The organism is Microbulbifer maximicatervae (SeqCode) (genome assembly GCF_052466985.1).
This window is the reverse complement of sequence record NZ_CP174298.1, coordinates 2,919,444-2,941,605: the sequence shown is the minus strand read 5'-3', so window position 1 is coordinate 2,941,605 and position 22,162 is coordinate 2,919,444. Positions and strand designations below refer to the sequence as shown.

Sequence of the window (22,162 nt, the reverse complement as noted above, 5' to 3'; positions counted from 1 at the left end):
CTTACTGGGTTTTCAGATAAATTGAGGGGTTGGTACGGCTGATACGCCAAGCTGGATAAATTCCTGCGAGTAGGCTTGCAATCAAAGCGAGACCGATGGCTGCAATCATCATTACCCAATCCATCGTAGCTACAGTATCCATTTGCCCCATGGCTAGGTAGCGGATTCCACTAATACCCATGAACGCAATAAATATTCCGGCGATACCACCGATCACCCCAATGGCAGAGCTTTCAATTAAGTGTTGGGTAAATATAGCGCCTCGACTCGCTCCCAGGGCACGACGGACACCAGCTTCGGGTGCTTTACGCAAAAACTTAGCCAGCAGTAAAGCTACTGCATTAATGACGCAAACTAATAAGAAAGCTAGAGATATCCAACCCAATACACGGTTATCATCTCTGAGGACTTCATTGAGAACCAGCCATTCAGAGGGCTTGCTCAAGGCGAATTTCAATGGTCGTTCAAAACGCCCCTGTGTTTTTTCACCATTAATATATGCAGTTAGGAAATTTTCATATTGAGATTTTTGGTCACTACTATTTATCTCTACCCAATACTGTATCCAAATGTCCTCACTTTGTAGGAACCCCTCATAGCCATGGCCTTCTCCATTTTTCCAGCCATTGGTGTTCCCCCAACTGTATATCTCCAGGTTCCTGTGTAGACCGAAAGGGACAAATAGTTTTTCGGCGCTGGCAAAGGCACTGTTGTTGAGATCGTAAACCTTAGGAGCTGGCTCCCAGTGATCGATCACGCCAACAACGGTAAAGGGCTCGCCATTGAGGGTGATATTTTTTCCTACACTGTCTTCGCCCGAAAACAATTTGTCATTCATCGACTTGGATAGAACAACAACCGATACATGAGAAGAGTCCGCCTCATTTTCCCAGGTGCCACCGTAAATAAAGGGCACATCAAAAAGGGAGAAAAAATCGCGTGTTGTGATGCGGGTAGATGCAGTAAAAGGACGCATCGAGGAATCTTCAAGTTGAACCGTAAACCCGAAGCGATGCATGGCAACCTGACGAGTTGGAATATCTGAGCGTAGTAGCGCTTGTGTATCTCGGTAAGTCAGTTGCCAGGGTATCTCATTGGTTGTATCGGCAGTTTCCTTAGGGTTCCAGCCATCCAGCTGTACAGCGAAAAGAACATCATCTTTATGCTTGAGTGCATTTTGCGACATCATATAGTTGAGTGTGAGCACAGTCATGGAGGCACCCACGCCCACTGCAATAGCAGAGATCATCAAACCGCTTAAGATTGGCGTACCGCGCAGGCTGCGCAAAGCCAGGGAAATATAGTATCCAAACATGGTGCGGGCTCCTTAAGCAGTAACGGCAGCAGGTTGCTCGGGGACAGCACGTAAATCACAAACCTGTCCATCCACAATCTGGATGTTGCGATGGGCACGGCGAGCGAGTTCTGGATCGTGGGTAACCATCACGATGGTGGTTCCCCACTCGTTAATAAACTCCAGTAGCTCCATTACCTGGCGGGCCATTAAGGAGTCGAGGTTACCGGTGGGCTCGTCCGCAAGCAGAAAACGGGGTTCGCCAGCTAAAGCGCGGGCGATAGCGATACGCTGCTGCTGTCCACCGGAGAGCTGTGCCGGCAGATGTTTGGCGCGTGCAGAAAGACCTACCTGTTCGAGCACTTTTTCAATACGCTTGCGGCGTTCTTTTGCATTGAAGCCACGGTAGCGCAGGGGAACGTCGATATTGTCGAACAGAGACAGGTCGGGAATCAGGTTAAACCCCTGGAAAATAAAGCCTATCTTTTCGTTGCGCAGGTGTGAGCGCTGGCGGTCATTGAGATTACTGACATTCTCACCGTCGAGCAGGTACTCACCACTGGTGGGCGTTTCCAGCAGGCCGGCGATGTTGAGAAAGGTGGTTTTACCGGAGCCACTGGGACCGGTTACAGAAACAAACTCACCCTCTTTAACTTCGAGACTGAAATCGCGCAGCGCATGAGTTTCGATAGTATCGGTACGGAAACTTTTACGGATATTGTTCATTTTCAACATTGCGATATTCCCTTTTTCTTAAACTTTAAATTATTGATTGATTTACTAAGAGGCTATGTAGAGCCCCATCTTGAATTCGGGGTTAATCTGTCAGCGCAACCAGCTGCGCATTTTCGAGCTCCTCGGAGGAGGAGATAATGATTTGGTCTCCCTCCTGTAGGCCGGAGACAATCTCCACCTGTTTTAAGCCAAAGGCGCCTATCTGGATGGAAACTCGCTCCGCCTGTTGTTCGCTGTTCAAGCGAAAGGCATGGTTGCCACCGCTTTGATCGAGAAAGCCGCCGCGTTTGACCAGCAGTACGTTATTGCGGTTTTCCAGTAGTATGCGGGCGGTGAGGCGGAGATTTTGTCGCAGCTTTTTCGGCTGGCTCTCAGTGAAACGAACCCGTGCAACCACCTGGCCGTTTATGACCTCGGGGGAGATTGCGGTGATTTCCCCGGATATTTCTTTTCTACCGAGCTTGATTGCCACGGCCATGCTGATACCCAGGTCGTCGGCATAGTTCTCCGGCACTTTGGCCTCGAGTTCAAAACTGGTGAGATCGACAACTGTAATAAGTGGCGCATTGGCGCCCACGGCGCTGCGCTGTGCCACAGCTAAGCTACCGACGGTGCCGTTGACCGGTGAGATAATGTTCAGCTCGCGTACACGGCGCTCAGTTTCTTCTACCTGAAGGCGTTGTTGTGAGACCTGGAGTTCCAGGTTCTGGGTTTCAAAGGTCAGTGATTCTTTTTCCAGTCCCGCATTTTGTACGGCTTGTTCGTACTCCAGCTGAGCGCGGGCCATATCGTCCTTGGTTTTTTCAAAGTCCAGCCGCGAGATAATTTGCTTTTCCATCGACAGCTCTGCACGTCTCAACTCTCGCTTGGCAGCGGTGAGGTTGACTTTGGCGAGGTCGGCCTTTTGCTGGTTTTCCATATGCTGGCGTTTGGCCTGGATTTTCTGGCGCTGCAGGTTCACCGTCAGCTGGTTGAATTGGGCGTTTTCCTGGGCCAGCTGATTGGATAGTTCCGGGCTGTCGACGGTGGCCAGCAATTGCCCTTCGTCAACGGTATCCCCAGCTTTCACTGCAAACTTCACAATGCCCTGGGCAGGGCTGAAAAGCGTGGGGCTGTTTGCGGCGACCACTTGGCCCTGAACCACCAGATCCCGTACCAGGTCTCCTCGCTGGACCTGGGCGATATTGATTTGAGACAGGGAGAGGGTGCTGTCGACGGAGCTATTGCTGTGCCAGGAGTTGATACCCCAGATCAGGAATGCCACTGTCAAACTGGCAAATACCGAGGCTTTGACGACCTTTTTGTTCTTCCAAACCGGCACGGCTTCTATCTTGGTATCTTGCCTGGAAGTATCTCTAATCATTGCGGCTTTCCGTTTCTCTTACTGTTTTGCCTGTCATTGCTATTTGGATGCAGGCTTTTGGAAATTTGGATTCAGAGTTAAGAATCTGCTTGTTAGGAGGGGTATCGCAATAAGCATGCCAACAGTTAAATTTCATTTAACATGTTGATATAAAAGAACTTTTTTAGGTTTTTGTGTTTTTTTGTTTTCTTAATGGTGTCCGCAAAAAGTGTCCGGTGTCCGTCTTGTCTGCGGTCGGACGGCAGTGGACAGTTCTGATATTTGTCAGAGGAAAAGTGGGGAGAGGGAGGCTGCGCCATGCGGGGTTGCTGCTGTTTATGGTAGAGTGCGCGGCCTTTTTTTGATCAATCTCAATTTAATTAGCTGTCTCCTATGTTTCCTTCGCTGCTTTCATCGACCAAAGCCGACTGGTTCGGCAACATACGTCGGGATGTTCTCGCCGGCCTGGTAGTGGCCCTGGCTTTGATACCCGAAGCCATCGCTTTCTCGATCATTGCGGGCGTTGACCCCAGGGTCGGGCTCTACGCCTCTTTCTGTATCGCCGTTGTGATTGCATTTGTCGGCGGTCGCCCGGGAATGATCTCCGCTGCCACCGGGGCCATGGCTCTGCTGATGGTGACCCTGGTGAAAGAACACGGGTTGCAATATCTGCTTGCGGCAACCTTATTGACGGGGGTACTGCAGATTATTGCGGGTTACCTGAAGCTGGGGAGCTTAATGAGTTTTGTCTCCCGGGCTGTGGTGACGGGGTTCGTCAATGCCCTGGCAATATTGATATTCCTGGCGCAAATGCCGGAATTGATCGGCGGTACCTGGGAAGTCTATGCAATGACGGCGGCGGGTCTGGGGATTATTTACCTGTTCCCTTATATCCCCGTGATTGGCAAGGCTGTGCCATCACCGCTGGTGTGTATTCTGCTCCTCACCGCAGTGGCAGTGACGATGGGATTGGATATTCGCACTGTCGGCGATATGGGTGAGCTGCCGGATACTCTGCCTGTGTTCCTCTGGCCAGAAGTTCCGCTTAACTTTGAAACCTTACAGATTATCTTTCCCTACTCCGCAGGTCTGGCCGTTGTGGGCTTGCTGGAATCCCTGATGACGGCGACGATTGTCGACGACCTGACGGATACTACCAGTGACAAGAACCGCGAGTGTAAAGGTCAGGGTATTGCCAATATTGCTGCGGGTACCCTGGGTGGTATGGCTGGCTGTGCGATGATCGGCCAGTCTGTTATTAATGTGAAATCCGGTGGCCGCGGCCGTCTTTCCACTCTGGTGGCCGGTATCGGTCTGCTGACATTGGTAGTGTTTATCAGTGACTGGGTTGCTGTGATCCCCATGGCGGCGCTGGTGGCAGTCATGATTATGGTCTCTATCGGCACCTTTGACTGGGGCTCCATCCGCAACCTGAAGCACTACCCACTCTCTACAAATTTGGTCATGCTGGCCACTGTGGTTGTGGTAGTGTGGACTCACAACCTGGCCTATGGTGTATTTGTCGGTGTGCTGTTGGCATCGCTGTTCTTTGCCAACAAAGTCAGTCACTTTATGTATGTGAGCAGCTCCCTGGATGAAAAGCAGAGTCGCCGCACTTACAAGGTCATTGGGCAGGTATTTTTCAATTCAGCCGATAAGTTTACCGCTTTATTTGATTTCAAAGAGGTGGTGGATACGGTGGTGATCGACCTCAACCGCGCGCATTTCTGGGATGTTTCCGGGGTTAATGCGCTGGATAAGGTGGTGCTTAAGTTCCGCCGCGAGGGAGCACAAGTTGAGCTGGTAGGACTGAATGAGGCCAGTGAAACGATCGTCGACCGTTTTGGCGTACACGATAAGCCCGAGGAAATTGAGCGGGTTCTTGGAGGACATTGATGGCCGTAAGCAACAGCGAAAATAACAATGAGAACACAGGTAATGGCGGCAAGGCGCCATTGATACTCTCTTGTATCGATGGCTCTCATTACACTGGAGCGGTGTGTGATTACTCGGCCTGGCTGGCCAGGAGCCTGCAAGCACCGCTGAAGCTGTTGCACAACATCGAAAGGAGCAGTGTCCCTGCGGTAACCGATTTTACCGGCAGTATTGGCCTGGGAAGTCAGGAGGAGTTGCTGGAAGAGTTAACTGCGCTGGAGCAGCAGCGGGCGCAGTTAATGGTGCAGCAGGGCAAACTGATGCTACAGGCCGCCCGTAGCCGCGCCGAAGATGCCGGTGTGCAAAATATTAAAGCCTGCCAGCGTCACGACAGCCTGACAGAATCAGTGGTGGAAATGGAAGATTCCATTCGCGCGCTGGTGTTGGGAATTCGCGGTGAAGAGCACGGGGATTCTGAGCGTGGACTTGGCGCTCATCTGGAGACAGTAGTGCGCTCACTGCACAAGCCGATTCTGGTGGTCAATCGGGACTTCACAGAGCCCAGTAGGGTGATGCTTGCCTACGATGGCAGTGAGGCCTCATGCAAGGCATTGGCGATGGTTGCAGAGAGCCCATTATTTCGCGAACTCTCCTGTCACCTTGTCTATGTAGGGCCCGCTGAAACTGCGGAGAGTTTGTTGGCTGAAGCCTCGGCCAAACTGGATTCTGCAGGACTCACTTGCACTGCCAGTAATCTCACCGGCAATACCGTTGAAGCTTTGGTGGCCTACCAAACCGAGCACCAGATTGACCTAACCGTGATGGGAGCTTTCAGTCACAACCGCCTGCACGACCTTCTGATGGGAAGCATCACCGTAAAAATGTTGTTGAAAGCCCGCCAGCCTCTGTTGCTGTTGCGTTAAATATCCTGTGAAAATGAGTCGACATGAATATATTGCTAGACAGCGTCAGCGTGCAGTTGAGGTTGCAGTGGGCATGCTTGACGGCTCCATCCACTATTTAGAGGGGGCAATCGAGCTGTCCTCGCTGAGATTTGAAGTTGGTCTAGCAGAGAACGACAGTGATTTCGTAGTTTTCACAGGTATTTTGTCGGAAACTGATCATTTGCCAATTGGCTCAGTGAGGCAGTACTGGTCAGAGGAAGCGCTGGATAGACATGAGCCAGAAATACAAAAGTATGTTAAGTGGGCAAAAGAAGTATCTTTATCTGAATGTAAATCTATCATTGCAAGGTTTAGCGTTTAACGAGTGAGGGTATAAATACCCAGGTCCAGTCTAGACTGCACTCGCTAATGTGCACCTTTGCTAGCGGTGATAGTCGACACTCTACCTAAAGTGCCAGTGCCGCTTCCCGGGGGCTGGCAAACCAGCGTAGGGGTTCTGCTTCATCAGGTAGTCTTAAATCGTAGAAATGGGCTTCGCGACCAACTTTGCGAAGCTCTTTTTCTCCCATCATTAAATAGCTCTTAAGATCTAAGTTGCAACGGTTCTCCTGCTCTTGTTGCGTGTCTTTCTCGGTAAATGTCAGCTGAGAAATATCAAGCGATGTCTTCATTTTTTTATCCTGATATCGCCATACGCCGGTGAGTGGGTCAAAACGGTAAAACGGCAACAATCTCCAGCCGTAGTTGGCGACCAGGGCCATTGCCTCCAATAAGTATTCGAAGACCTCCTCGCTGATAAAATAGTTAAAATTGAGTCTTATCCAACCGGGTCTCAGTACCTTGTGACCTTGCAGGATTTGTTCTTCCAGGGATTTACTGTGGGCCATATCGATACCCAATAAAGCGTGCCCATAGGGACCGGCACAGGAGCAGCCTCCGCGAACCTGAATACCAAATAGGTCATTGAGCAATGCCACTACAAAACCGTAGTGAAGGTCCTTATTGTTCCATTTAATTCGCAGGGAGATGATGGATAGTCGCGCAGAGTCAGTATTGCCGAGTATCTCAATGGCCTCTTCCTCCGACCAGCGTTGCAGTGCCCGCTGTAAAAATTGGGTTTCGCGTCGACCAATCTCTTTTGTGCCCACCGTCTGTTGAAGTCTGAAAACCATTCCGGCCCTGATCGACTCGATAATGGCTGGGGTGCCGCCCTCTTCACTGCGCTCGGCGTCTTCCAGATAGCGGTGATCTTCCGGCGTGACATAAAGGACGGTACCGCCTCCCGGTGTGGCAGGTACCGAATTTTTCAGCAGATCTTCGTGTACAACCAGAATACCTGGGGTGCCAGGTCCTCCGATGAATTTGTGCGGGGAGATAAACACGGCATCCTTTTGGTAGTGGCTATCCGGCGTTGCTGGCCCTTGCATATTAATTTGCACATAGGGTGCTGCGGCGGCGTAGTCCCAAAATGATAAAGCTCCGTGTTTTTTAAGGAGTGCAGTCACTGCCTCTACATCTGTTTTGATTCCGGTTACGTTAGAGGCCGCAGAAAAACTGCCGATTTTAAATGGTCTATGGGCATGGGCACGCAGTTCTGATTCCAGTACTTCAAGGTCAAGTTTGCCTCTTTGATCCAGTGGAATAGCGATCAAATCGGCAATGCTCTCTCGCCAGGGGAGTTCATTGGAGTGGTGCTCGTATGGGCCGATAAAAATAACTGGGCGATCATGTTCGGGAATTCTACTTAAGAGCTGGTGTTGCCTATCCAGGTCTGCGGGCAGGCGCAAGTTGAGAATATCGATCAATTTGTTGATCGCCGCTGTTGCACCAGAACCACAAAAAATCACTTTATGGTTATCGCTGGCGTTGACTGCCTGACGAATTTCTTCACGGGCTTGCTCTCGTAGCGCGGTGGTATGGGCACCGGTATAGGAACTCTCGCTGTGGGTATTGGCATAGAAGGGCAGTACCTGCTGGCGGATAGTCTCTTCGATAAATGTCAGTGCACGACCGGAAGCTGTGTAATCGGCGTACACCAGAGGACGTTTTCCAAACGGCGTTACGATTGCTTGCAATTCGCCGATTACCGAGTCGCGGATGTGCATTATCAGGTCTGTCATGATTTCCTTTCCCCTGTTTTGTGGGGCTCACTTTAGTCCCGAATGCTTGAAACAATGTCTCTACTTGTATCTTTTATTATGTAATTTATGAATGAATGTGCCGATAATAAGATTTAAATCGTAAAACTGTGCCATAAAGCGTTATTTTGTATGATTGGGCGAGGCGGGGACTGAGTGATGACTGAAGGATTAAGCAAACTGGATAGGGCAATACTCGAACTGTTGCAGGCTGATGCGACCCTGTCAGTGGGGGATATTGCCGAGCGGGTTGGGATGTCCAAGTCGGCATGTTGGCGCCGCATTCACCGTCTTGAGGATGAGGGGGTGATTTGCGACAGGGTTACCCTCCTCGATCAGCAAAAACTGAACTTGCCGCTGACGGTCTATATTTCAATTCGTACCAACCAGCACAATGATCAGTGGGCCGCCCGTTTTGGCGAATTGATACAGGGGGTGGCTGAAATCCTTGAGGTCCATCGTATGAGTGGAGATTTGGACTATCTGATCAAAGCGGTAGTCACCGATATGCCTGGCTACGATCGTCTCTATAAGGAACTGATCAAGGCCGACCTGTTTGATGTCAGCTCCAGTTTTGTTATGGAGACGATGAAGCAGACAACCCGTTTACCACTTAATCATGCATTGTCCAAATAGGGGTGGACTCTAGCCGCGTCGATTACTCCACCAGTGGCGCAAGCGGGTTTCTCCCAGGGCACTGTCACCCGGGGAGGCCTTAAGGCTGTTGCGAATCTCACTCCAGGCGTTGGAGTTCAACCACAGGTTCAGGGCGAGTACCACCAGCATGGTGGTGATAGAGCCGAGCCCCGCCAGCAGCATGTCTTTCTGCGCATCCCAGATGTCTCCCTGAGAGCCGAGGAAAGCTGCGCCCAATTCTGGAGAGACAGCTTTTGCCGCTTGCCACTCGATGATTTCGTAGATTGATGAGAGCGCAAAAGTCACGTCTACCGGGAAGAAATAGGCCCAGAATCCACGTAGCTGCGCCAGGCGCACAAGAACCTCTCGCACCGGATAGGCCAGGAGAAGGCCAAAGCTGAAATGCACCAGGCGGTCGTACATATTGCGATCGGAGCCCAGCCATTCCTGCAAGGTGTAGCCAAAAGGCGTTTCGGCATAGGTGTAGTGAGAGCCGATCACATGAAGGCACATGAAGATGGTGATCAATGTATAGGAGATATTCGATAAGGGAAAACTCCGTGCACTGATCAAAATGATCGGTAGAGCGGCAAATACCAGATAGTTCTCCAGCAACCAGTCATCGGGGTGCAGGGGGTTCCAGGCAGACCAGGCCCAGGTAATGGCAAATGTGGTCAATAAGAACAGGCGGAACCAGTGTTGGCGAAGGAAAATCTGCATATGTTTGGCGCCTCTACGTCGGGCTAGAGATTGGCGCCAGGATACACCATTGGAGGGGAATAGGAATTGCGTTGAATTACGGTCCGCTAATGCAATGCTGCGCGGTGTGGAAGTGCGGTAGTAATCTCGGCTTCCTCGTCGAGTAATTCAGATAGCCTCGCTTCCACTTTTTCGCGGGGAAAGTACTCCAGGGCGAGTTCGACAAATAGTTCGTGGTGGCGAGCTTCGCTATCGGTGATGACCTGGTAGAAGGTCTTCAGGGGGCCAGCTGGCAGAGCTTCAGCCACCAGTCCAAAGCGCTCGCACCCCCGCGCTTCGATAATCGCTGCGGTGAGCAGGCGGTCCATCAAGTATTCATCGGGCCCCCGGCGAATCAGTTGGCGCAGGGTGTTGATATACGGGTCTTTCACATCCGGTGCCTGGTAGATCCCTCGATCATGCATAATCTTGATAACCTGGCGGAAGTGGTTCATTTCTTCCAGTGCCAGGTTGATCATGGCTTCCACTAAAACGGGCTTGTCGGGATAGTGGGAGAACATGGATACCGCCATGCCGGAGGCCTTTTTCTCTGCGGCAGCATGGTCTTGCAGGAATCGATCAAAGTCGGCGAGCACCACTTGAGCCCAGGGTTTGGGGGTGTGAAATCGCAGTTCAAACATAGTCGATGGCGGTTAGTGCAAAGCGTCAGTATACCGCCACCGGTTCACTGCTCTAGAGCGTTATTGCTCCGGGGTAGAGTCAGCTGGCAATTCTGCGTTCGCGAACCTCCCGCTCTTGTTGAGTAACAATTCGGGCCTGTTCCAGGGACATGCCGGCCTTTGCGTGAGGGGTGGGCTTGCCATGTGCGTCCAGCGCGACAAAAACAATTTGGTCTACTTGCACAATCAGCTGCTGTGACTGTTTGTTGCGAACCTCACAATGGACTGTGAGAGAGGTTTGGCCGATACCAACCACTTCGAATCCAAACTCCACCACATCACCGCAGCAAGCGGAGCTGACGAAGTCAATTTCCGACATCAGTTTGGTGACCAGCATTGGAGTACCCATCTGGCAGCCGGCAAAGATTGCTGCTTCCTCATCAATCCAGGACAGTAGCTGTCCGCCAAACAGGCGCTGGGCGGGATTGAGGTCTCCGGGTTTCACACAGTGTCGCGAATAGTATTTCACTCTGACCTTCCTAACTTACTACAGGTTTAACAACGCTCGAGCCATCCCTGGCTTGCTGTATGACAGCGAAAAGCTTCCTTCACTGGTGAGACTGCATACAGCGTGCCAAGCCAGAAAAAGCGCGGTTGATGAATTTTCCTGTGGAAATATGTCAATTAGCCCTTTTGTGGCACCGGCTTGGCGCGACATTAATCACTGTAGCCCCTTTTATGTGCAGGAAAGTCAGGAAATATCGATTTCCTGTTTGGGTTTTGAACAGGATATGGCGCTTTGGCCGGGATAGTAGATATTTTGGACGTCATCTATCGATTGTGGGAAATACCGCTATGGGACTCCTCGGCGACAGAGATTAGAATGGCCCACGAACCTGACCCAGGCGTCGCACTCACGACCTTAGGTTGATAGTTCTCCGGAGCGCCACCAGCGTATCTGTAATCAGGTAACAACGATTCCCAAAAGACGAAGGGAGAGACTGTAAGGATGATCATCCAGCCGAAAGTACGCGGTTTTATTTGTACCAATGCCCACCCGCAGGGCTGCGCTGCTAACGTACGCGAGCAGATTGAGTATATTCAGTCCCAGCCAGCGGTCGAAAATGGGCCCAAAAAGGTGCTGGTGATAGGTGCCTCCACAGGCTACGGCCTGGCATCGCGAATTACAGCTGCTTTTGGTTGCGGCGCAAGCACCCTTGGTGTGTTCTTCGAGAAGCCGCCTACTGAAAAGCGCACGGCTTCTGCGGGTTATTACAATTCCGCAGCTTTTGAGCAGGAGGCACACAAAGCGGGGCTTTACGCAAAGAGTATCAATGGCGATGCCTTTTCAGATGAGGTGAAAGCCCAGACTGTAGAGATGATCAAAGAAGACCTAGGTCAGGTTGATCTCGTGGTTTACAGCTTGGCATCCCCGCGTCGCACAGATCCGAAAAGCGGTGAGCTGTATAGCTCTGTACTCAAGCCCATTAACAAATCTTACACTGCCAAGAATCTGAACACTGACAAGCTGGAGATTTCCGATATTACTTTGGAGCCGGCGAGCGACGAAGAGATCGCAAATACCGTCAAAGTTATGGGTGGTGAAGACTGGGAACTGTGGATGCAGGCCCTCGGTGATGCCGGGGTATTGGCTGATAACTGCAAAACTGTGGCTTATACCTATATCGGTGAAAAGTTGACCTGGCCGATTTATGGTCACGCGACTATCGGTAAAGCTAAAGAAGATCTTGATCGCGCGGCAAAAGCGATCACCGATAACGGTAAGGCTGCGGCTAACGTTGCCGTTTTGAAGGCGCTGGTTACCCAATCCAGCTCTGCTATTCCGGTGATGCCACTCTATATCTCTCTTGCGTACAAAATCATGAAAGAAGAGGGGACTCATGAGGGCTGTATCGAACAGTTATACCGCCTCTACACTGAGGGGCTCTATACCGATACTCCACGTCTCGATGATGTGAACCGCTTACGTATGGACGAGAAAGAGCTGCGCCCTGAGACTCAGGCGAAGATCGAAAAGCTCTGGCCAGAGGTAACTGCTGAGAACCTGTTTGACTTGACTGACTTCAAGGGCTATCAGGCGGACTTCCTCAAGCTGTTTGGATTTGGTGTTGATGGCATTGATTACGATGCAGACACCTCACCCATGGTAGATACCAAATTCGACTGATTTTATTCGGGACTCCATTTGGGAGTCCCGTTTCCCCTTCCGTAACGCACTTCTACAACTCTTCCTAGCAAAGCTGCATAATCCGGTTTTTCGGTTTATGGGGGCTCTTCAATGGAGTATCGCCAACTCGGCACCACCAACCTTAAGGTCAGCCAGATTTGCCTGGGCACCATGACTTATGGTGAACAAAATAATGAAGCTGAATCCGCTGAGCAGCTCGACTATGCAATATCTCAGGGGGTTAATTTTATTGATTGTGCGGAAATGTATCCCGTACCGCCACGGCCAGAAACCCAGGGTAGAACCGAGGAATATATCGGCAACTGGTTGGCTGCGCGAGGAGGCAGGCACCAGGTTGTTGTCGCAACTAAAGTGGCGGGCCGCAGTGCCGCCAATTCAGGTGTTGGCCATATTCGCTCGGGTCCCCGCCTGAGTCGAGAGCAGATTTTGCAGGCCTGTGACGATTCCTTAAAACGCTTGCGCACTGACTATATCGACCTCTACCAGGTCCACTGGCCTGAAAGGCAAACTAATTTCTTCGGGCGCCTGGACTATGTCCACGGCAGCGACGATGGTGTGTCTATAGCTGAAACATTGGGCGCGCTTGAGGAGTTGGTTGAGCAAGGTAAGGTTCGTCATATCGGTGTTTCGAATGAGACCCCCTGGGGTATGTTTGAGTACCTGCAGCAGTCGATTGCCTACGGAAAGCCAAGGATTGTATCGATTCAAAACCCCTACAGTCTTTTAAACAGGGCTTTTGAAGTTGGCTGCGCTGAAATTGCTATTCGCGAGAGGTGTGGCCTATTGGCGTACTCCCCCCTCGCATTTGGGGTTCTTTCGGGCAAGTATCTGGGGGGAAGGAAGCCTGAGGGTGCACGACTTACCCGATATGATCGCTTTCAGCGCTACGCTGGAGAGCGAACCCTGGCTGCGACCCAGGCCTATGTGGATTTGGCCCGGGAGTTTGGTCTGGACCCTGCGCAGATGGCACTGGCATTCGTGAATCAGCAGCCATTTGTCACTTCAAATATCATTGGCGCCACAACTATCGAGCAATTGCGTTCCAATATTTCCAGCGTTGAAATTACCTTAGATGGTGAGCAATTAGCGGCTATCGAGGCTATACACCAGGGGAATCCCAACCCGGCGCCCTAAAAGGGCAGAGCCTGATTTCTATTGATGAAAGCCTGTGATGCCTCTGAAAGCCCCGCAGGAATAATGCGGAATGAATCAGGGGCTGCCCAACTATAATTGGGGTAGTCGCCATGAAAATCTGGCTGCCAGAATAGATAGCGGTAATCGTTATGGAAACTACTGGACATCACACACTGAAGGACCTGTTTTCCCAGTTGGGGCTGGCGTCTGAAGATGCACAGATCCATGAATTTCTGGTCACGCACTATTTGCACCGTCACGAGAAGCTTTCCTCCGCCTCCTTTTGGAGCGATGGGCAACGAGAGTTCCTGGAGAATGCCATCTTGGATGATTCGGATTGGTGTGTCGCAGTGGATGAGTTGGACACCCTATTAAGGCACTGACCTCCTGTGGTTGTTACGCAGTTCCCGCTCTCCTCGCATAGGGTATACTACGTCGTTTTCAACCGACTTAGGTTGCGCCTCGGCGCCACACCCTGATATAGATCTGATGGAAAAACCCCGATTTCGCGCGGCGCTGCTGCATCCTCGCTACTGGCTGACCTGGCTGCTTTTTGCACTATGGTTTTTGATCGCGCAACTGCCCTATCGCTGGCAGTTGGCCATGGGTCGTGCGTTTGGCCGCCTAATGCTAAGAGTAGCTACCAGCCGGCGCACGATTGCTGAACGCAATCTCGCGCTGTGCTTCCCCGAGCTGGGGGAAGATGAGCGAGCTGAACTTCTCAGGCGTAATTTTGAGTCCAGTGGTATCGCCTTGATGGAAACCGGTATGGCTTGGTTTCGCTCTGCAGCGTGGTTACGGAAACGCTTTACCTTTGAAGGCCTGGAAGCCCTGCAGGCCATCCAGGCTCAAGGCCAGGGCGTTCTCCTGATGGCTATGCATTTCACTACCCTGGAAATCGGCGCCGCCATGATGGGGATGAGTATTACTCTCGATGGCATGTATCGGCCGCACAAAAACCCGGTTTACGACTACATGCAGCGCAAGGGGCGAGAGCGCCATACAGAGAATGGCAGTGTTTATCAGCGTAAAGATGTGCGCGGGGTATTGAGAGCTCTGCAGCGCGGGCGTGCGGTCTGGTATGCTCCAGATCAGGATTACGGGATTAAGCAGGGGATATTTGCTCCTTTTTTTGATGTTCCGGCGGCGACTGTTACGGGAACCTCACGGTTCGCCAGGGTCGGCAAGGCCAAAGTGGTGCCCTATGTGGTGACACGACTGGATGATGGCTCAGGTTACCATTTGAAGATTTACGATCCTATTGATCAGATCCCTTCGGGAGATGAGTTGCAAGATGCCATTTTGGTGAACCAGTTTATCGAAGCACGTATTCGCGAAGCCCCAGAACAATACATGTGGGTGCATCGCCGTTTTAAGACCCGTCCTGAAGGGGCAGAAAACGTGTATCACGGGGTACGCAAAAAGAAAAAGAAACGCAAAAGAGTGGCGAGCTAGTCGCACTGGCGCAGATACCCTGGCCTAAGTAACATACTGAACTGACTCTGGCGGTGGTATTCCGGGTGGAGTGCAAAAAATAAGGAGTGAGGATGTTAACCGGTAGTATGGTGGCCCTGGCCACCCCAATGTACGCAGACGGAAGCCCGGATTGGGACAGCCTGCACAACCTCGTTGAGTGGCATATCGAGCAGGGGACCCGAGCACTGGTTGCGGTGGGGACTACCGGTGAATCTGCAACCTTGGACTTCAATGAGCATATTGAGGTTATTCGACGTGTTGTGGACCAAGTGGCAGGTCGAGTGCCAGTGATTGCTGGAACTGGCGCAAACTCTACTTCTGAAGCGATTGACCTTACAGAGAATGCCGCCCGATGTGGTGCAGATGCCTGCCTGCTGGTTACACCTTATTACAATAAGCCCACCCAAGAAGGCCTCTACCAGCACTATCGTGCGGTGGCCAAGGCTGTCTCCATTCCCCAAATTCTCTACAATGTTCCCGGCCGCACAGCAGTTGACATGTTGCCGGAGACGGTACAGCGCCTGGCGTTGGTCGGCAATATCGTAGGCATCAAGGAAGCCACCGGTGATCTGGAGCGGGCTAAGGTTTTAATAGATACTCTGCCCGAAGGGTTTGCCGTTTACTCTGGCGACGATAGTACCGCGGTTGAACTAATGTTACTGGGTGGTCATGGAAATATTAGTGTAACCGCTAATGTGGCCCCCGCAGCAGTGGCCCAAATGTGTGAAGCTGCGCTGGCCGGTGATGCGGTGACTGCACGGACAATTGACCAGCGAATACAAATATTGCACAAAGTGCTGTTTTTGGAGTCCAACCCGATACCGGTGAAATGGGCTCTCCGGGAGATGGGTCGTGTCGACGGTGGAATACGCCTGCCTCTGACAAGTTTATCCCCTGAGCACCACGGAACAGTGCGCGAAGCTCTGCGCAGTGCCGGTGTACTCTAAACCCGCGAACTGAGAATTAACCAGGATAGCTTTAATGAAAAAATTGACCGTTGGAGCCGGGCTCTTTATCTCCAGTATTACACTGGCGGGGTGCGGTGTGTTCGGCAACGATGGCTATTTCCGCGATCGCAGTAATGATTACCAGCATGCCGATAGCCTGACGCCTCTGCGGATACCTGAAGGTGTTAATACCAAGCACCAGGAGGAACTCTATGAGATCCCCCAGATTGCAGGAGAGCAGCTGGCCCAAGGGGAATTTGAAGTTCCGCGTCCTCAAGCGCTTTCAGTGAATGCGGGTCTGGAGAGAGTAAAGATTCAAAAGCTCGGCGGAAATCGCTGGGTGCTGGTATCCCAGCCTCCTGAAGAGGTGTGGCCCCAGTTGCACCAATTCCTTCGCAGCTCAGGCTTGAATATAGAAATGTCAGATGCCAATGCGGGTGTGATGGAAACTGCTTGGATGGCCTTTAAAGAGAGCCCTGACACTAAAGATAAGTATCGCTTGCAGGTAGAAACCGGTGTGCAACCCGATACGACAGAGATTCATGTACGCCACTTGTCTGTGCCTTCTGCTGCCCCGGTTGGCGGTAGCGTTAATTGGCCAGACCGCTCTTCGAGCCCTGAGCGAGAAGGGTGGATGATTGATGAAATGTCCACGGCTCTGGCGTCAGAAACAGCTGCTGCTACAGCGTCTTTGGTTGCCCAGGCAATTGGTAGCAGCTCACTTAAGGTCCAGTTGAGGGAGCCTGCTGGTCATGAGCCCTATATTGCAATGGGGCTCGAAATGGATCGGGCCTGGGCTACTGTCGCTCATGCTGTGAATTCTGGTGCTTATCGTCTACACCGTGAAGATTCCGATATTGGACTTTTTTACGTCACCTACGATGAAGACCGTGCACTTGCTTCTGATGAGGAAGATGGCGACGGAGGTTGGTTCTCCTGGGGTAGCAAGAGCGATGAAGATGAGCTGGCAGAGAGCGCTGATCAGGTAAGCCTACAGCAGATCTTGGCTGGAATTGATATGACTGAGGGTGCTGAACCTGCTCTCTTCAAGGAAATCAAAGGCCTGGGAGTAGAAACCGCTACAAGCGAGGCTTATCCCGGCTATCTGATTGTTATTCGTGGCAATGACGATGAGATTGAAGTGCGCGTGCGCGATACTCGCGGACAGCCGCTTTCAAAGAATGAAGCTTCCCAGCTGCTTCAATCTATCCAGCAGAACCTTATTTAATGGGCCTGCGCTTCGCCTCTTTGGGAAGCGGCAGTAAAGGCAATGGAACAGTGGTCGCCAGTGGCGACCACTTTCTTTTGGTTGACTGCGGTTTTACCATCAAGGAAACCGAACGCCGTATGGCGCGGCTCGATATGTCTCCCGCTGATATCTCTGCGATTGTGGTTACCCACGAACACAGCGATCACCTCTCTGGTGTAGGTCCACTTGCGCGCAGATATGGCCTGCCTGTCTACCTGACGCCCGGTACTTTTAAGGCGCGTGATATTGGCAAGTTACCGGAGCTGCACTTAATTGAGGGGCACCAGCCCTTTGTCGTCGCTGATATTGAAGTAACCCCGGTCGCGGTTCCCCACGATGCCCGTGAGGCGGCGCAGTTTGTGTTTCGCTGTCGCGGTAGCAGTCTGGGCTTGTTGACGGATCTGGGGACTATCACCCCTCATGTTGAAGCGCACTTTGGTGATTGTGATGCCTTGGTTCTAGAGGCAAATCACGACCCTCTGATGCTCGCTCAAGGACCCTATCCACCTTCGTTGAAGCGACGCGTTGGAGGTGCCTATGGCCACCTGAGTAATCAGCAGGCTGCTGGCTTTCTACAGCGCGTTGGCTATGAACAGCTACAGCATCTGGTTGTAGCCCATATCAGTGAAAAAAATAACAGCCTTGCCCTGGCAAAGGAGGCCCTGGCAGAGGTTGCCGAAACAGTGGAGAGCTGTATTTTTGCCTGTCAGCAGGAAGGCTTTGACTGGCTTACAGTGGAAAGCCGAAGTTAAGGTCGCTATCTATCCCCAGCTTATATCTGTTTAAATGCGACAAAATTGTTTGTCGTATTTAAACGGGGTGGGCTATGGAAATACTACTGGTTTATTTGTTGGTCGGTGCCGCTGCTGGAACTATTGCCGGACTATTTGGCGTAGGTGGTGGCCTGATCATTGTTCCTGCCTTGGTTTTTGTTTTCACTGCCATGGGGATATCCCCTGAAATCCTCACCCACATGGCTGTGGGCACCTCCCTAGCAACAATCATTGTCACTTCAATCAGTTCAGTGCGCGCCCACAACAAGAAAAGGGCAGTGGACTGGAAGATCTTTGGGATTATGGCTCCAGGCATTTTAATCGGCTCCTGGGCCGGAGGTGCCACTGCTAAGTTACTGCCCGGTGCCTGGCTGCAGCTGTTGATCGGCGTCTTTGCGATCGTGATTGCGGTGAGGATGTGGCTTAGTGGTGCCCGGCACGATCAATTGACGGAGGGGGCTGGGAACTTGCCAAGGTCATCCTTATTGCTATCTGCTGGGGGAGTTATTGGCTGGGTATCCGCGATTTTTGGTATCGGTGGGGGCTCACTAACCGTTCCATTTTTATCCCGCTGCCGGGTGAAGATGCAGCGTGCGGTCGCTACGTCGGCAGCTTGTGGTCTTCCCATTGCGGTCGCGGGTGCGCTGAGCTTTGGTTTCCAGGGCTGGGGCAATCAGCTTCTACCAGAATGGAGTAGTGGCTATGTGTACTGGCCTGCGTTTTTTGGAATCGTTGTCACCAGCACGTTTTTTGCCCGCTTTGGTGCCAATCTCGCCCATCGCCTTTCTCCCAAAATGCTTAAGCATTGCTTTGCCATTTTGCTGTTTATTATTGGGGCGCGCTTTATCTGGCTGAACGTTGGTCTGTTACAAGGCTAGCTTTAGGCGAGGGAAAATAAAAAAGGCCACTGCATAGCAGTGGCCTTTTTTTTGGAATACAGCTAAGTATTAGGCCGTTTTAGTAGAGCCTTCAGCTGTCGCAGTATTCTGGGGTGCTTCTGAGTCAGTTTCCCAGTACTTGGACTTGAGACTGATCAGGGCCAGGATGATACCCACTCCGATTGTGAACAAGCTGATTTGCAGGAATAGGTTTGGCATCTCAGCAACATTGTTCGGATCAAAGTTACCTGATAGAAGGCCGGCAAAGAGGTTACCGATAGAGTAAGTCAGAACAAAGACACCCATCATCTGGCCAGCAAAGCGGCGAGGAGAAAGTTTACTTACTGCACTCAGGGCCACCGGGCTCAGGCAGAGTTCACCGACAGTGTGCAGGAAGTAAGTGGCTACCAGCCAGTAAGGAGCAACTTTCAGGCCCGCTGCTGCGTATTGAGCGGCAAAGAACATTACCAGGAAGCCACTGGCCATGATGATCAGGCCAAGTGCACATTTCAGCCCATAGGATGGGGTGATCATGCGTTTGCCCAAGTTAATCCACAGCGCGGCAAAGAAGGGGGACAGGGTAATGATAAAGATGGAGTTAAAGCTTTGTAGCCAGGAGGTTGGCATTTCAAAGCTGCCAATCAGGCGATCCGTGTAGTCGCGACCGAATAGGTTCAGTGAGGAGCCCGCTTGCTCGAAGCCCGACCAGAAAAAGGTAGAGGCTACACAGACTAGGAATAGCGCCCACATTTTCTTTTTCTCTGACCCGCTCAGCTGGCCGCCAAAGTAGATAAAGCCAAAGTAGGCAAGGAAAGTCAGGGTGAAGGCTACAGCTACGTACTTGGCTATTTCTACCGGATTGATGGTAATAGTGCCATTCATCACCAAGCCAGTAATCACTGCAACACCGACTACGACAGCACCAATTATGCGCCAAGCCAGTTTTGCCTTTTCTGGCGAAAGTGGGTTCTCGGGATTGAGGCTTGCGTCCCCCAGATTGTGGATAGTGCGGCGATACTGGATCAGGCCAATAGCCATCCCCACAGCAGCGGCACCAAAGCCCCAATGCCAACCGACATTTTCTCCGAAGTACCCGCAGACGGCATAACCGATGATTGAGCCCATGTTGATGCCCATATAGTACAGTGCGTATCCACTGTCACGGCGAACATCATCTGGTTGGTACAGATGTCCAACTGCTGCACTGATATTGGGCTTGAGCAGGCCGGTGCCGGTAGCAACAAGGATCAAGCCTATAAAGAAGCTCCAACTGGTTGGGATAGCGAGCACAATATGGCCACACATAATGATGATGCCGCCGTACCATATGGTGCGTTGTCCTCCTAGTAGGCGGTCTGCAATCCAGCCACCGGGCAGGCCGAGGAAATACACGGCGCCAGTGTAGAGCCCATAAATGGCTCCTGCTGCTGCAACGGTAAAGGCCAAGCCCTCTTCCTGAAGACTGGCTGTCATGAACAGCACAAGCAAGGCTCGCATACCGTAGTAACTCATCCGCTCCCACATCTCAGTGAAGAAAAGTGTCGAGAGCCCCTTGGGGTGGCCAAAAAAGCCGGCGTCATTCTGGTCTGTATTTGACGACATAAGCTGAAATTCCAGTTGTTATAGCTCTAATGCAATATGCTGTTGCATATTAGGAAGGCAGCCTGGCCAGGGAACTGAAATTTCGGTGCCCTTTGGCTAGCCAGGTAATTCATCCGTGTGTCAGAGTACTATTTTTTTCCTGTATTGCTCTTGTTTAAAGAGGTCGGGGCCGATTCGGGTTCGGACTGGATGTTTCCAGTCAGCTCAAAGGCCCAAATGTTTGTAGCGCCTACCTCCTGCGTAACTTGGAAAGTTTACCAGCTGTCTATTTAACAGGCGAACTGTTGTGAGGTTATTCATAAAAATGGCAACAGGGTACTTTGTGAGTCTGTAAATTAGAGTTAAATCCTGTTGTGGTCCTGATCTTGAGGGGAAATAACTGTGAAGCTTCTATTCGGACTTACTCTGGTGCTACTGGTCACTGGTTGCTCCCAGTCTTCAAGCCGCCATGTGGAAATTGCAGATAACGATCATGTCTTAAGTGGCAAAGTGGTTTTCGGCCGGCCAGTTGAGATATTTGAGCTACCAAGTGAGGAGTTATTAGGCCTTGATAACGATATAGAATCATACCTCAGTACGATTTCTCCTGGCTCAGCTCCCGATGCGCGGTTAAAGGGGCTACTTAGTGCCTTTCGCCAGGGAGATATGCAATTTGAATACGATGCTGATAGTACCCTTACCGCAGTAGAGGCTTATCACCGAAAGCGTGGCAATTGCCTGACATTTACCTTATTGATGGTAGCTATGGCTAGGCAATTGGGTGCCCATGCCTATTTTAATGAGGTAGATGTACCGGCAGTTTGGACTCAAGATGAGGCCGAAATCTTCGTTGTCTACCGCCATGTGAATATGGTGTCCGAGCATGCGCGGGGCCGGCGGGTGATCGACTTAAACCTGGCTGCTTATGACCCTATCTACAAACAGCAAAAGCTCGAGGATAGAGTTGCTTTTGCGCTCTATTACAGCAATCGAGGGGTTGAGTTGATGCGCGCGGGAGAAGAGAGGCAAGCATTTTTGTACCTGCGCAAAGCTATTCAGTTACATCCGGATAGGGCGGACCTCTGGTCAAACCTAGGAGCTTTCTACAGCCACTTTAATCATCTTGATGAAGCTGAACAGAGCTATTTACAAGCGCTGAACTTGCAAAAGGGAAACCTTGTTGCCATTAGTAATTTAGAGCGGTTGTACCGTAGTACAGGTAGGGAAACCTTGGCTGATGGCTACGCTGACCGGGTTCGTTACCATCGTGAGAGAAACCCCTATTATATTTACTATCAGGCGCGTGAAGCCTATGAAAACGGCAAGTTTAAGCTCGCCGAAAAGCGTCTTCGAAGGGCTCTAAGAGCCGATAGTAGCGATCACCGATTTCATTTTTTGTTGGGGTTAACCCGATACCAGCTTGGGGATGTGGCGTCTTCCAAGGAGAGCTTTTCAGAGGCATTTTCACTGGTAAATAATTTAACTGTTAAAAATAGATATATGAATAAGTTAGAGTTTTTAATGGGCTCAGGGAAGTAGTTGCTGGAGGGGAGCTGGTAACTTTCTTTGCGAGTACTTTACCAGCAAAAATAAGGGCGCCAAATGGCGCCCTTATCGATTTGACTTATAAAG

The 22,162-nt window shown here is 51.3% G+C and carries 21 protein-coding genes; 13 read left to right on the top strand and 8 right to left on the bottom strand.

Annotated elements, in window-relative coordinates; translation table 11 throughout:
* Position 1 precedes the first annotated feature (1 nt).
* From ACJJI3_RS13010 to ACJJI3_RS13000, 3 genes are all read right to left on the bottom strand, one after another.
* Positions 2 to 1,315 carry an ABC transporter permease gene (locus ACJJI3_RS13010; RefSeq protein ID WP_444939992.1) on the bottom strand — a complete coding sequence of 438 codons (1,314 nt, stop codon included), beginning with the start codon at positions 1,313 to 1,315 and terminating at the stop codon, positions 2 to 4.
* 12 nt (positions 1,316 to 1,327) lie between these two features.
* Positions 1,328 to 2,029 (bottom strand): ABC transporter ATP-binding protein, encoded by a 702-nt coding sequence (locus ACJJI3_RS13005; protein ID WP_444919051.1) that lies wholly within the window; start codon positions 2,027 to 2,029, stop codon positions 1,328 to 1,330.
* A gap of 82 nt (positions 2,030 to 2,111) precedes the next feature.
* Positions 2,112 to 3,392, bottom strand: coding sequence for an efflux RND transporter periplasmic adaptor subunit (locus ACJJI3_RS13000; protein ID WP_444939991.1), 1,281 nt, complete (start codon positions 3,390 to 3,392; stop codon positions 2,112 to 2,114).
* Positions 3,393 to 3,764: 372 nt separating this feature from the next.
* Here ACJJI3_RS13000 and ACJJI3_RS12995 point away from each other — a divergent pair, with 372 nt between their 5' ends.
* From ACJJI3_RS12995 to ACJJI3_RS12985, 3 genes are read left to right on the top strand one after another with little or no spacing between them, the layout of a single operon-like run.
* Positions 3,765 to 5,267 carry a SulP family inorganic anion transporter gene (locus ACJJI3_RS12995; protein ID WP_444939990.1) on the top strand — a complete coding sequence of 501 codons (1,503 nt, stop codon included), beginning with the start codon at positions 3,765 to 3,767 and terminating at the stop codon, positions 5,265 to 5,267.
* Positions 5,267 to 6,169 (top strand): universal stress protein, encoded by a 903-nt coding sequence (locus ACJJI3_RS12990; protein ID WP_444934919.1) that lies wholly within the window; start codon positions 5,267 to 5,269, stop codon positions 6,167 to 6,169. The genes ACJJI3_RS12995 and ACJJI3_RS12990 overlap by 1 nt, the downstream gene beginning before the upstream one ends.
* A 13-nt stretch (positions 6,170 to 6,182) precedes the next feature.
* Positions 6,183 to 6,512, top strand: a complete 330-nt coding sequence (locus tag ACJJI3_RS12985) for a DUF2489 domain-containing protein (RefSeq protein ID WP_444939989.1) — start codon at positions 6,183 to 6,185, stop codon at positions 6,510 to 6,512.
* 85 nt (positions 6,513 to 6,597) lie between these two features.
* Here ACJJI3_RS12985 and ACJJI3_RS12980 read toward each other — a convergent pair whose 3' ends face one another.
* A complete protein-coding gene (locus ACJJI3_RS12980; protein ID WP_444939988.1) occupies positions 6,598 to 8,271 on the bottom strand; it encodes an aminotransferase class V-fold PLP-dependent enzyme in 1,674 nt (557 codons plus the stop codon).
* A 177-nt stretch (positions 8,272 to 8,448) separates the two neighbouring features.
* Here ACJJI3_RS12980 and ACJJI3_RS12975 point away from each other — a divergent pair, with 177 nt between their 5' ends.
* Positions 8,449 to 8,925, top strand: coding sequence for an Lrp/AsnC family transcriptional regulator (locus ACJJI3_RS12975; RefSeq protein ID WP_444939987.1), 477 nt, complete (start codon positions 8,449 to 8,451; stop codon positions 8,923 to 8,925).
* A gap of 9 nt (positions 8,926 to 8,934) precedes the next feature.
* On the opposite strand, the gene ACJJI3_RS12970 is transcribed toward ACJJI3_RS12975, so the two are convergent.
* The 3 genes from ACJJI3_RS12970 to ACJJI3_RS12960 all read right to left on the bottom strand — a co-directional run bounded on the left by ACJJI3_RS12970 (position 8,935) and on the right by ACJJI3_RS12960 (position 10,812).
* The gene (locus ACJJI3_RS12970; protein WP_444939986.1) at positions 8,935 to 9,645 is read right to left on the bottom strand and encodes a DUF2238 domain-containing protein; all 711 of its coding nucleotides are present in this window, start codon (positions 9,643 to 9,645) and stop codon (positions 8,935 to 8,937) included.
* An 86-nt stretch (positions 9,646 to 9,731) separates the two neighbouring features.
* Positions 9,732 to 10,304 carry a tRNA-(ms[2]io[6]A)-hydroxylase gene (locus ACJJI3_RS12965; protein ID WP_444939985.1) on the bottom strand — a complete coding sequence of 191 codons (573 nt, stop codon included), beginning with the start codon at positions 10,302 to 10,304 and terminating at the stop codon, positions 9,732 to 9,734.
* Between the two features lie 79 nt (positions 10,305 to 10,383).
* Positions 10,384 to 10,812: an acyl-CoA thioesterase gene (locus tag ACJJI3_RS12960; protein WP_444906363.1), complete on the bottom strand. Its 429-nt coding sequence runs from the start codon at positions 10,810 to 10,812 to the stop codon at positions 10,384 to 10,386.
* A 480-nt stretch (positions 10,813 to 11,292) separates the two neighbouring features.
* On the opposite strand from ACJJI3_RS12960, the gene fabV reads away from it, so the two are divergent.
* The 8 genes from fabV (at position 11,293) to ACJJI3_RS12920 (ending at position 18,949) form a co-directional block, all read left to right on the top strand.
* Complete coding sequence (fabV, locus tag ACJJI3_RS12955) at positions 11,293 to 12,471, top strand: enoyl-ACP reductase FabV (RefSeq protein ID WP_444939984.1); 1,179 nt, start codon at positions 11,293 to 11,295, stop codon at positions 12,469 to 12,471.
* 111 nt (positions 12,472 to 12,582) lie between these two features.
* Entirely contained in the window at positions 12,583 to 13,626 is a 1,044-nt protein-coding gene (locus ACJJI3_RS12950; protein ID WP_444939983.1) for an NADP(H)-dependent aldo-keto reductase, read from the top strand.
* Positions 13,627 to 13,775: 149 nt separating this feature from the next.
* Positions 13,776 to 14,009, top strand: coding sequence for a DUF2789 family protein (locus ACJJI3_RS12945; protein ID WP_413664456.1), 234 nt, complete (start codon positions 13,776 to 13,778; stop codon positions 14,007 to 14,009).
* 106 nt (positions 14,010 to 14,115) lie between these two features.
* Positions 14,116 to 15,081 carry an LpxL/LpxP family Kdo(2)-lipid IV(A) lauroyl/palmitoleoyl acyltransferase gene (lpxL, locus tag ACJJI3_RS12940; protein WP_444939982.1) on the top strand — a complete coding sequence of 322 codons (966 nt, stop codon included), beginning with the start codon at positions 14,116 to 14,118 and terminating at the stop codon, positions 15,079 to 15,081.
* 92 nt (positions 15,082 to 15,173) lie between these two features.
* A complete protein-coding gene (gene dapA / locus ACJJI3_RS12935) occupies positions 15,174 to 16,049 on the top strand; it encodes a 4-hydroxy-tetrahydrodipicolinate synthase (protein WP_282934185.1) in 876 nt (291 codons plus the stop codon).
* A 34-nt stretch (positions 16,050 to 16,083) separates the two neighbouring features.
* Positions 16,084 to 17,277, top strand: a complete 1,194-nt coding sequence (locus ACJJI3_RS12930) for an NlpB/DapX family lipoprotein (RefSeq protein WP_444939981.1) — start codon at positions 16,084 to 16,086, stop codon at positions 17,275 to 17,277.
* Entirely contained in the window at positions 17,277 to 18,050 is a 774-nt protein-coding gene (locus ACJJI3_RS12925) for an MBL fold metallo-hydrolase (RefSeq protein WP_444939980.1), read from the top strand. The genes ACJJI3_RS12930 and ACJJI3_RS12925 overlap by 1 nt, the downstream gene beginning before the upstream one ends.
* 74 nt (positions 18,051 to 18,124) lie before the next feature.
* Positions 18,125 to 18,949 (top strand): sulfite exporter TauE/SafE family protein, encoded by an 825-nt coding sequence (locus ACJJI3_RS12920; protein ID WP_444939979.1) that lies wholly within the window; start codon positions 18,125 to 18,127, stop codon positions 18,947 to 18,949.
* Positions 18,950 to 19,018: 69 nt separating this feature from the next.
* Here the strand turns inward: ACJJI3_RS12920 and ACJJI3_RS12915 are convergent, their stop codons facing one another.
* Positions 19,019 to 20,551 carry a peptide MFS transporter gene (locus tag ACJJI3_RS12915; RefSeq protein ID WP_444895125.1) on the bottom strand — a complete coding sequence of 511 codons (1,533 nt, stop codon included), beginning with the start codon at positions 20,549 to 20,551 and terminating at the stop codon, positions 19,019 to 19,021.
* Between the two features lie 381 nt (positions 20,552 to 20,932).
* Between ACJJI3_RS12915 and ACJJI3_RS12910 the strand changes: the two genes are divergently transcribed.
* A complete protein-coding gene (locus tag ACJJI3_RS12910; RefSeq protein ID WP_444939978.1) occupies positions 20,933 to 22,069 on the top strand; it encodes a tetratricopeptide repeat protein in 1,137 nt (378 codons plus the stop codon).
* The last annotated feature ends 93 nt before the right edge of the window (positions 22,070 to 22,162 follow it).